Below are 9,379 nucleotides of genomic sequence, written 5' to 3'. Positions count from 1 at the left end.
CTCCCCGACCCCGCCACGCCCGCCGGCCGGGACGGCCTCGCCGCGCTGCTGGCGAACCCCGCGAAGGCGGTCGTCGCGCTCGACTTCGACGGCACCCTCGCCGAGATCACCGCCGACCCCGAGCAGTCCCGTGCCCACCCCGCCGCCGTGCCCGCCATCGCCGCGCTCGCCCCGCACGTGGCCTCGGTCGCCGTCATCACCGGCCGGCCCGCCGCCACCGCCGTCGAGTACGGCGGCTTCGCCGGGGTCACCGGCCTGGAGCACCTCGTCGTCCTCGGCCACTACGGCGCCGAGCGCTGGGACGCCGCCACCGGCGAGGTCACCGCCGCCCCCGAGCACCCCGGCGTCACCGCCGTCCGCGCCGAACTGCCCGGCTTCCTGGACGAGGCCGGCGCCCGCCCCGGCACCTGGGTCGAGGACAAGGGCCGGGCCGTCGCCGTGCACACCCGCCGCGCCGACGACCCGCAGGCCGCATTCGACGCCCTGCACACCCCGCTGGCCGCCCTCGCCACCCGGCACGGCCTGGTCCTGGAACCGGGCCGGATGGTCCTGGAGCTGCGGCCGCCCGGCATGGACAAGGGCGTGGCGCTCGCCGGCCACGTCCGCGACACCGGCGCCACCGCCGTCCTCTACGCCGGCGACGACCTCGGCGACCTGCCCGCCTTCGCCGCCGTGGAGACCCTGCGCGCCGAGGGCGTCCCCGGACTCCTGGTGTGCAGCGGCAGCGCGGAGGTCACCGAGGTCGCCGACCGCGCCGACCTCACCGTCCCCGGCCCCGCCGCCGTCACCGCCCTGCTCGCCGCCCTCGCCGACGCCACCCGCTGAGCCGGCCCCCTTCCGCGACGAAGGTTCCGCGACGAAGGTTCCGCGACAAGGTTCCGCGACAAAGGCCGCCGCCCCGACCGGGGCGGCGGCCTTCCTCGTACAGCGGCCGTCACAGCTCCCGCAGCGCCGCCAACTGGTCCAGGAACCACCGCTCCGGCGGCAGCGCGGTGGCCGCCGAGGCCAGGTGCTTGGTGCGCTCGGCCCGCTCGGTCGGGTCCATCGACAGCGCCTCGTGCAGCGCGGCCGCGGTGGCCGACACGTCGTACGGGTTGACCGTCAGCGCGTGCTCGCCCAGCTCCTCGTGCGCGCCCGCCTCCCGGGACAGCACCAGCGCGCAGCCCGCGTCGGAGACCACCGGGACCTCCTTGGCGACCAGGTTCATGCCGTCCCGGATCGGGTTGACCAGCGCCACGTCCGCCATCCGGTACGCGGCCAGCGAGCGCGCGAAGTCGTCCTCCACGTGCAGCACCACCGGCGTCCAGCCGTCCCGGCCGAACTCCGCGTTGATCTCGTCGGTCAGCCGCGCCACCTCGGCGGTGTAGTCGCGGTAGACCGCCAGGTCCTGCCGGGAGGGGTAGGCGAACGCCAGGTGCACCACCTCGCCCTGCCACTCCGGGTGCTCGGTCAGCAGCGCCCGGTACGCCAGCAGGCCGCGCACGATGTTCTTCGACAGTTCGGTGCGGTCCACCCGCACGATGGTCCTCGCATCCCCGATCTGCTCGCGCAGCGCCGCCATCCGCTCGTCCACGTCCGCCCGGCGCGAGCGCTCCCGCAGGAACTCCGCGTCCGCGCCCAGCCCGTGCACGCCCAGCTCGGTGCGGTGCGGCCGGCCCTGCCCGTGCGGCTGGTACCGCACGCTCGGCGCCTCGTCCTTGGGCCAGGAGCCGAGCACGTCGAAGCGGCCCAGCCGGTCCAGGCAGCACGACTGGAACGCCTTCAGCCAGCGCCAGGTCAGGAAGCCCAGCCGGTCCGCGCCCAGCATGCCCAGCAGCAGCTCCTCGGCGACCTCGTCGGGCAGCATCCGGAAGTACTCCGGCGGCGCCCACGGGGTGTGCGAGAAGTGCCCGATCCGCAGGTCGGGACGCAGCTCGCGCAGCATCCCCGGCACCAGGGTCAGGTGGTAGTCCTGCACCAGCACCGCCGCCCCGTCGGCCGCCTCCTCCGCCAGCGCCTGCGCGAAGGCCCGGTTGTAGAGGCGGTAGGCGGTCCACTGCCGGCGGAACTCCGCGTCGAAGACCGGCTCCAGCGGCGTCTGGTACAGCATGTGGTGGACGAACCAGAGCGCGGAGTTCGCGATCCCGTTGTACGCGTCGGCGTGCACGGCCGCGTCGATGTCGAGCATCTTGACGCCGGGCTCGGACACCCCGCGCCGCACCGCCTCCCGGTCGCCCTCGCCGAGCGCCGAGCACACCCACAGCGCGCCCGCGTCCGGGCCGATCGCGGACAGCCCGGAGACCAGTCCGCCACCGCCCCGGCGGGCGTCGAGGGCGCCGTCGTCCCGGGGAACGTAGCTGACCGGACCGCGGTTCGACGCGACGAGAATCTGGGCTGCCATGGTCACGAACCTAGCCCGTACCGGAAACGCTCAAACGTACGGCGACCGGGTGGCCGCCCGGTGATCCACCGGCGTTCCCGGCGTGTTCCGGACACCTTTCCGGCATGTTCCGCCGCCCGCGCGCACGGCCTCGTCCGTAGCGGCCGTCCCGTCCGCCTCATCCGCCTCTTCCGCCTCGGCCGTCCCGTCCGCCTCGACCGTCCCGTCCGTACGGGGCCGGGCCGGGCACCCGCGGACCGCCCGCCCCTACGCGTACCGGGCCGCCTCACGCCACCCGGCGCCGCTCGGCGTACTCCGCGATCTCCGCCATCGGCGGCCGCTCCTGGCTGTCCACGTCCCCGGTGCGCGGCTCGAAGCCGTGCTCGCCGCGGACGAACTGGGTCAGCCGCGGCCGCACCAGGTGCCCGCGGGAGAGCCGCACCTGCGCGGTGCGGTAGATCGCCGCCGCCATCCGCCCCAGCGCCGCGTCGTCCTGGTGCCGGTGCAGGCGCACCCCCACGTCCACCTGCGCCAGCGCGTCCAGACCCACCGTGTGCAGCGCGTCCACCAGCAGCCCCAGCTCCACCCCGTACCCGACCGGGAACGGCAGCCTCTCCAACAGCGAGCGCCGCGCCGCGTACTCCCCGCCCAGCGGCTGCACGAAGCCGGCCAGCATCGGCCAGTGCAGGTTCAGCAGCGGGCGGGCCACCAGCTCCGTCACCCGGCCGCCCTGCCCGGCCGGCCCGCCGCCCGCGCCCGCCAGCGGCCGGTCGTACATCGCCTTGACGAAGTGCACGTCCGGCTCGGTCAGCAGCGGCCCCACGATCCCCGACACGAAGTCCGCCGAGAACTCCCGCAGATCGGCGTCGACGAAGCAGACCACGTCCCCGCCGGTGGCCAGCAGCGAGCGCCACAGCACCTCGCCCTTGCCCGGCGCCACCGGTATCCGGGGCAGCACCGCGTCGCGCGCCACCACCCGCGCGCCGGCCGCCGCGGCCACCTGAGCCGTACGGTCGGTGGAGCCGGAGTCGAGCACCACCAGCTCGTCCACCAGCGGCGCGCCCGGGCCCATCAGCTCCCGGCGGATCACCGAGACGATCTCCCCGACCGTGGCCTCCTCGTTCAGCGCGGGCAGCACCACGCTCACGCTCGTGGAGCGCTTGGCCTCCAGCAGCAGGTCGAGCGGACGGTCGGCCGCGCGCCAGGACCGCCGGGGCAGCCAGCTCGCCACCTCATCCAGCACGTGATCTCCATCTCGCGTATCGGACGACCGTCTCGACCGTCCGGGGGGTTCGGTTACAGTCTTGAACAGCGCCGCCCCGCCCCGCACGCCGGGGTGCCGGCCCGCGCCGGACCGGAGAGCACGCAGGACCGGTTCACAACCACATACCGCTCATCCAGAGGGGCAGAGGGACACGGCCCGTTGAAGCCCCGGCAACCCTCCAGCCGGCACTCGCACACCGCACCGCGAGGCCCCGGCTCGGGAAGGTGCCAATTCCGTCTCACGGCGAAACGCGTCGTGGGGAAGATGAGGAGAAAGGGCCTCGCCTCTCATGGCTGCACAGACCGTCGCCACCGTCCCCGCCACCACCACGACCTCCGGCGTCGTGGACCTCGGCCCCGCCGCCGCCCTCTCCTGCCGCGAGTGCGGCGAGCGCTTCGCGCTCGGCCCGCTCTTCGCCTGCGAGCTGTGTTTCGGCCCGCTGGAGATCGCCTACGACCTGCCGACCGGCGACCCGGAGGCGCTGCGCGCGCGCATCGAGGCCGGCCCGGCCAACATCTGGCGCTACGCCCCGCTGCTGCCCGTCCCCGCCGACGTCGCCGAGCGCCCCAACCTCAACCCGGGCTGGACCAAGCTCGTCCAGGCCGACAACCTCGCCCGCGAGCTGGGCGTCGAGCCGGGCAAGCTGTTCGTCAAGGACGACTCCGGCAACCCCACCCACTCCTTCAAGGACCGGGTCGTCGCCCAGGCCGTCGAGGCCGCCCGCGCCTTCGGCTTCACCACCCTGTCCTGCTCCTCCACCGGCAACCTGGCCGGCGCGGTGGGCGCCGCCGCCGCCCGCGCCGGCTTCCGCTCCTGCGTGTTCATCCCGCACGACCTGGAGCAGGGCAAGGTCGTCATGGCCGCCGTCTACGGCGGCGAGCTGGTCGGCATCGAGGGCAACTACGACGACGTCAACCGCTTCTGCTCCGAGCTCATCGGCGACCCGCTCGGCGAGGGCTGGGGCTTCGTCAACGTCAACCTCCGCCCCTACTACGCCGAGGGCTCCAAGACCCTGGCGTACGAGATCTGCGAGCAGCTCGGCTGGAAGCTGCCCGACCAGCTCGTGATCCCGATCGCCTCCGGCTCGCAGCTCACCAAGATCGACAAGGGTCTCCAGGAGCTGATCAAGCTCGGCCTGGTCGAGGACAAGCCGTACAGGATCTTCGGCGCCCAGGCCGAGGGCTGCTCCCCGGTCTCCACCGCCTTCAAGGCCGGCCACGACGTGGTCCGCCCGCAGAAGCCGAACACCATCGCCAAGTCGCTGGCCATCGGCAACCCCGCCGACGGCCCGTACGTCCTGGACATCGCCCGCCGCACCGGCGGCGCCGTGGAGGACGTCACCGACGAGCAGGTGGTCGACGCCATCAAGCTGCTGGCCCGCACCGAGGGGATCTTCGCCGAGACCGCCGGCGGCGTCACCGTCGGCGTGACCCGGAAGCTGATCGAGGCCGGGGTCCTCGACCCGTCCCTCACCACGGTCGTCCTCAACACCGGCGACGGCCTGAAGACCCTGGACGCGGTCGCCGACACCACCGGCCCCACCGCGACCATCCGCCCCAGCCTGGACGCCTTCCGCGCCGCCGGCCTGGCCGCCGACGACGACCACTGACCGTCGAGCTCCCGAGCCTTCCGAGTCCTTCGAGAGGAACCGCCGCCATGAGCGTCAACGTCCGCATCCCCACCATCCTGCGCACCTACACCGGCGGCCAGGCCGAGGTCACCGCCGAGGGCGCCACCCTCTCCGAGGTCATCGAGTCCCTGGAGAAGGCCCACCCGGGCATCGCCGCGCGCGTCCTGGACGACCAGGGCAAGCTGCGCCGCTTCGTCAACGTCTACGTCAACGACGACGACGTCCGCTTCGAGGACGGCCTCGGCACCGCCACCCCCGACGGCGCCGGCGTCTCGATCATCCCCGCAGTCGCCGGCGGCTGACCGCCCCGCTCGCCTGACCGCCACCCCCTCCGCGCCTTCCCGCGGAGGGGGCGGCGGTGCGCGAGCAGTCCCCCAGCGGGGCAATCTTGCACGGTTGAGCGCGGTAGAGTCGGGGTACACGGCGCCGTCGCGCGCAGGAGCCGCCCGCCCCGGGCCGCCCCGCGACGACAAGATGTGACCGACCTGCGGTCGAACAATGCGTCCAATGTGGAGATTTGCCCGGCCCGAGTTGCCCCGCAAACGGCGTGTATGAACCGCCGATTCCGATCGCGTGCGCTGCGAATTCTCGTCCGATTGACCTGTTGCAGACGGCAGTTGGGCAGATACATTCAGCGGCGGTCGACGCGTTCCGGCGCACGCCCTCGGCCCCCGCGCCGCCCGGCGGGGGGCACCTGTCAGGGGGTGAGGTCTGACCCGGGTCCGCGAAGTGCGGTCCTGTGCAAGGGCCAGTAATAGGGGAGTTAGGCATGGCTCAGGGCACCGTCAAGTGGTTCAACGCGGAGAAGGGCTACGGCTTCATCGCGGTCGACGGTGGTGCGGATGTATTCGTCCACTACAGCGCGATCCAGATGGACGGTTACCGCACCCTTGAAGAAGGTCAGCGGGTCGAGTTCGAGATCTCGCAGGGCCAGAAGGGTCCGCAGGCGGACATGGTCAAGCTCGCCGCCGGCTGAGTGCCGTGCGTTCGACCTTGAAACCACACGCCTGACACCGCCGCGTGAACCGCGGTGGGGCCGGGTGTGCGCGAGGGGTTCGTATCCGAGGAGGGATACGGGCCCCTCGCGGCGTTCCCGGACGCTCCCGGATCCGGTGGCGCTCCCCGGTGCCGCTTCCGGTGGGTGTCACTTGAAGGCGCTTGCACTCGCAGGGGCCGAGTGCTAATCATTGGCGTTAGCACTCTCCGAGTGAGAGTGACAACCGAGGACCGGGTCGGTGAGGCCCGCTGGCCCGTGGGGCAAGGGAACCACAGGGTCGCGAGCCGTCCGTCGCGGGCGCCAGCCAGGTCCGGATTTGTTTCCACCCCGTCCGGGAGGACCACTTCACATGGCCAAGATCATCGCGTTCGACGAGGAGGCACGGCGCGGCCTTGAGCGCGGGATGAACCAGCTCGCCGACGCCGTCAAGGTGACCCTCGGCCCCAAGGGTCGCAACGTCGTCCTGGAGAAGAAGTGGGGCGCGCCCACGATCACCAACGATGGTGTCTCCATCGCCAAGGAGATCGAGCTCGAGGACCCCTACGAGAAGATCGGCGCCGAGCTGGTCAAGGAGGTCGCCAAGAAGACGGACGACGTCGCCGGTGACGGTACGACCACCGCCACCGTCCTCGCCCAGGCGCTCGTCCGCGAGGGCCTGCGCAACGTCGCCGCCGGCGCCAACCCGATGGCCCTCAAGCGCGGCATCGAGAAGGCCGTCGAGGCCGTCTCCGGCGCCCTGCTGGAGCAGGCGAAGGATGTCGAGACCAAGGAGCAGATCGCTTCCACGGCCTCCATCTCCGCCGCCGACACCCAGATCGGCGAGCTCATCGCCGAGGCCATGGACAAGGTCGGCAAGGAAGGCGTCATCACCGTCGAGGAGTCCCAGACCTTCGGTCTGGAGCTGGAGCTCACCGAGGGCATGCGCTTCGACAAGGGCTACATCTCGGCGTACTTCGCCACCGACATGGAGCGTATGGAGGCGTCCCTGGACGACCCGTACATCCTCATCGTCAACTCCAAGGTCGGCAACGTGAAGGACCTCCTTCCGCTGCTGGAGAAGGTCATGCAGTCGGGCAAGCCGCTGCTGATCATCGCCGAGGACGTCGAGGGCGAGGCCCTGTCGACCCTGGTCGTCAACAAGATCCGCGGCACCTTCAAGTCCGTCGCCGTCAAGGCCCCGGGCTTCGGCGACCGCCGCAAGGCCATGCTGAACGACATCGCCATCCTCACCGGCGGTCAGGTCATCTCCGAGGAGGTCGGCCTCAAGCTCGAGAACGCCGGCCTGGACCTGCTGGGCCGCGCCCGCAAGGTCGTCATCACCAAGGACGAGACCACCATCGTGGACGGCGCCGGCGACAGCGACCAGGTCGCGGGCCGCGTCAACCAGATCCGCGCCGAGATCGAGAACTCCGACTCGGACTACGACCGCGAGAAGCTCCAGGAGCGTCTGGCGAAGCTGGCCGGCGGCGTGGCCGTCATCAAGGCCGGCGCCGCCACCGAGGTCGAGCTCAAGGAGCGCAAGCACCGCATCGAGGACGCGGTGCGCAACGCCAAGGCCGCCGTCGAGGAGGGCATCGTCGCCGGTGGCGGCGTGGCCCTGCTCCAGGCGTCCAGCGTCTTCGACAAGCTGGAGCTCGAGGGTGACGAGGCGACCGGCGCCAACGCCGTGAAGCTCGCCCTGGAGGCCCCGCTCAAGCAGATCGCCGTCAACGGCGGCCTCGAGGGCGGCGTCATCGTCGAGAAGGTCCGCAACCTCCCCGTCGGCCACGGCCTCAACGCCGCGACCGGCGAGTACGTGGACATGATCGCCGAGGGCATCCTCGACCCGGCCAAGGTGACCCGTTCCGCCCTGCAGAACGCGGCCTCCATCGCGGCCCTCTTCCTCACCACCGAGGCCGTCATCGCCGACAAGCCCGAGAAGGCCCCCGCCGGCGCCCCCGGCGGCATGCCCGGCGGTGACATGGACTTCTGATCACCCGGGCCCCCGGCCCCCGATCACGTCCGACCCGAAGGCGGCGGCCCCTCCTCCCAGGAGGGCCCGCCGCCTTCGGCGTTTCCCGGACTCCGCTCCGAAACGAGTGGTTCAGCGGAGCCCGGCGAAGAGGTCGTCCTCGGGTGCGGCCTCACCGGTGGGGCCCTGGACGCGCACGAAGGTCTCCATGCCCATCAACGCGCCGAACCTCTCCTTGCCCATCCGGAGGAAGAAGATGTTCTCGCCCTGACTGGCGTGCGCGGCCAGCGCGTCGAACTTCTGGCCGCTGAAGGCGGTGGTGTCCACCCAGGTGGTGACCTCGTCGTCGGGGAGGCCGATCTCGGCCATCGCGGCGGCCTCGGCGGGATCCGGCTCCGGCATGTCCGGATGGGCCTCGCGCATGAGCTCGCCGAACCGCTTCATCATCGAGTGCGGCATCGTGGTCCAGTACACCTTCGGCGTCAGCCCGGTCATCTCCACCGCCGCCATCGTGATGCGGTGGGCCTGGATGTGGTCGGGGTGGCCGTAGAAGCCGTTCGCGTCGTAGGTGACGACCACGTCCGGCCGGTAGTGCCGCATGAGTTCCGCGAGCCGCGCCGCGCCTTCCTCCACGGGCGTCTGCCAGAACGATCCCGGGGCGTCGTTGCTCGGCCAGCCCATCATCCCGGAGTCGGCGTACTCCAGCGTCTCCAGGTCGCTGATCTTCAGGACCTCGCAACTCGCCGCGAGTTCCTGACGCCGCACCAGGGCGACGGCCGCCGGATCGTGCCCGGGATCGCCCGGCTTGAGACCTCCCGGTCCGTCACCGCACCCGCCGTCGGTACACGTCACGAGAACGGTGCGGATGCCTTCCGCCGCGTACCGCGCGAGGACCCCTCCGGTTCCGGTGGCCTCGTCGTCGGGGTGGGCGTGCACCGCCATGAGCGTCAGGGGCCGGTCAGTCATCAAGCAGTCCTCCCGCGGAATGTGCGTCCTGGTCCGAGTGCGCGGCAGGCGTACCGGACTCTTGGGGCCCGGTTCCGGTCGGGGCGGACGACCCGGTGGTCTCCGGGCGCCCCGCCCGTGCGGCACCGGTTCCTCGGTCGGTGCAACAGCCCCGGCCGAACCCGCTGTTCCCGCCCGGCCGCACATCCCACCCCCAGGTCGGAGCCCACCCC

At 72.1% G+C, this 9,379-nt stretch carries 8 protein-coding genes and 1 riboswitch; of the genes, 5 read left to right on the top strand and 3 right to left on the bottom strand.

Annotated elements, in window-relative coordinates; genetic code table 11:
- On the top strand, positions 1–825 hold an 825-nt coding region (gene otsB, locus C6N75_RS23050), incomplete at its 5' end, for a trehalose-phosphatase (RefSeq protein WP_105870810.1).
- Between the two features lie 109 nt (positions 826–934).
- Here otsB and C6N75_RS23045 read toward each other — a convergent pair.
- The gene (locus C6N75_RS23045; RefSeq protein ID WP_105870811.1) at positions 935–2,380 is read right to left on the bottom strand and encodes an alpha,alpha-trehalose-phosphate synthase (UDP-forming); all 1,446 of its coding nucleotides are present in this window, start codon (positions 2,378–2,380) and stop codon (positions 935–937) included.
- Positions 2,381–2,645: 265 nt separating this feature from the next.
- The gene (locus tag C6N75_RS23040; protein ID WP_105870809.1) at positions 2,646–3,602 is read right to left on the bottom strand and encodes a glucosyl-3-phosphoglycerate synthase; all 957 of its coding nucleotides are present in this window, start codon (positions 3,600–3,602) and stop codon (positions 2,646–2,648) included.
- Positions 3,603–3,749: 147 nt separating this feature from the next.
- Positions 3,750–3,894: riboswitch (SAM riboswitch) on the top strand.
- A gap of 18 nt (positions 3,895–3,912) precedes the next feature.
- On the opposite strand from C6N75_RS23040, the gene thrC reads away from it, so the two are divergent.
- The 4 genes from thrC (at position 3,913) to groL (ending at position 8,222) form a co-directional block, all read left to right on the top strand.
- Complete coding sequence (gene thrC / locus C6N75_RS23035; protein WP_105870808.1) at positions 3,913–5,232, top strand: threonine synthase; 1,320 nt, start codon at positions 3,913–3,915, stop codon at positions 5,230–5,232.
- Between the two features lie 47 nt (positions 5,233–5,279).
- The gene (locus C6N75_RS23030; RefSeq protein WP_105870807.1) at positions 5,280–5,555 is read left to right on the top strand and encodes a ubiquitin-like small modifier protein 1; all 276 of its coding nucleotides are present in this window, start codon (positions 5,280–5,282) and stop codon (positions 5,553–5,555) included.
- A 467-nt stretch (positions 5,556–6,022) separates the two neighbouring features.
- Entirely contained in the window at positions 6,023–6,229 is a 207-nt protein-coding gene (locus C6N75_RS23025) for a cold-shock protein (protein WP_008743607.1), read from the top strand.
- A gap of 370 nt (positions 6,230–6,599) precedes the next feature.
- The gene (gene groL / locus C6N75_RS23020; protein WP_105870806.1) at positions 6,600–8,222 is read left to right on the top strand and encodes a chaperonin GroEL; all 1,623 of its coding nucleotides are present in this window, start codon (positions 6,600–6,602) and stop codon (positions 8,220–8,222) included.
- A 111-nt stretch (positions 8,223–8,333) separates the two neighbouring features.
- Here groL and C6N75_RS23015 read toward each other — a convergent pair whose 3' ends face one another.
- On the bottom strand, positions 8,334–9,167 hold the full coding sequence (locus C6N75_RS23015) for a PIG-L family deacetylase (RefSeq protein WP_105870805.1): 834 nt from the start codon (positions 9,165–9,167) through the stop codon (positions 8,334–8,336).
- Positions 9,168–9,379: the final 212 nt, after the last annotated feature.

The organism is Streptomyces solincola (assembly GCF_002982015.1).
GTDB lineage: Bacteria > Actinomycetota > Actinomycetes > Streptomycetales > Streptomycetaceae > Streptomyces > Streptomyces solincola.
Note: the sequence above shows the minus strand (reverse complement) of the source record. Positions and strands in the feature narration are given on the sequence as shown.

What these genes read in the sequence shown, in the direction of transcription:
- C6N75_RS23045 (WP_105870811.1), bottom strand. Translation starts at nt 2,380, where the DNA reads ATGGCAGCCCAGATTCTCGTCGCGTCGAACCGCGGTCCGGTCAGCTAC.
- thrC (WP_105870808.1), top strand. Translation starts at nt 3,913, where the DNA reads ATGGCTGCACAGACCGTCGCCACCGTCCCCGCCACCACCACGACCTCC.
- C6N75_RS23030 (WP_105870807.1), top strand. Translation starts at nt 5,280, where the DNA reads ATGAGCGTCAACGTCCGCATCCCCACCATCCTGCGCACCTACACCGGC.
- C6N75_RS23025 (WP_008743607.1), top strand. Translation starts at nt 6,023, where the DNA reads ATGGCTCAGGGCACCGTCAAGTGGTTCAACGCGGAGAAGGGCTACGGC.
- groL (WP_105870806.1), top strand. Translation starts at nt 6,600, where the DNA reads ATGGCCAAGATCATCGCGTTCGACGAGGAGGCACGGCGCGGCCTTGAG.
- C6N75_RS23015 (WP_105870805.1), bottom strand. Translation starts at nt 9,167, where the DNA reads ATGACTGACCGGCCCCTGACGCTCATGGCGGTGCACGCCCACCCCGAC.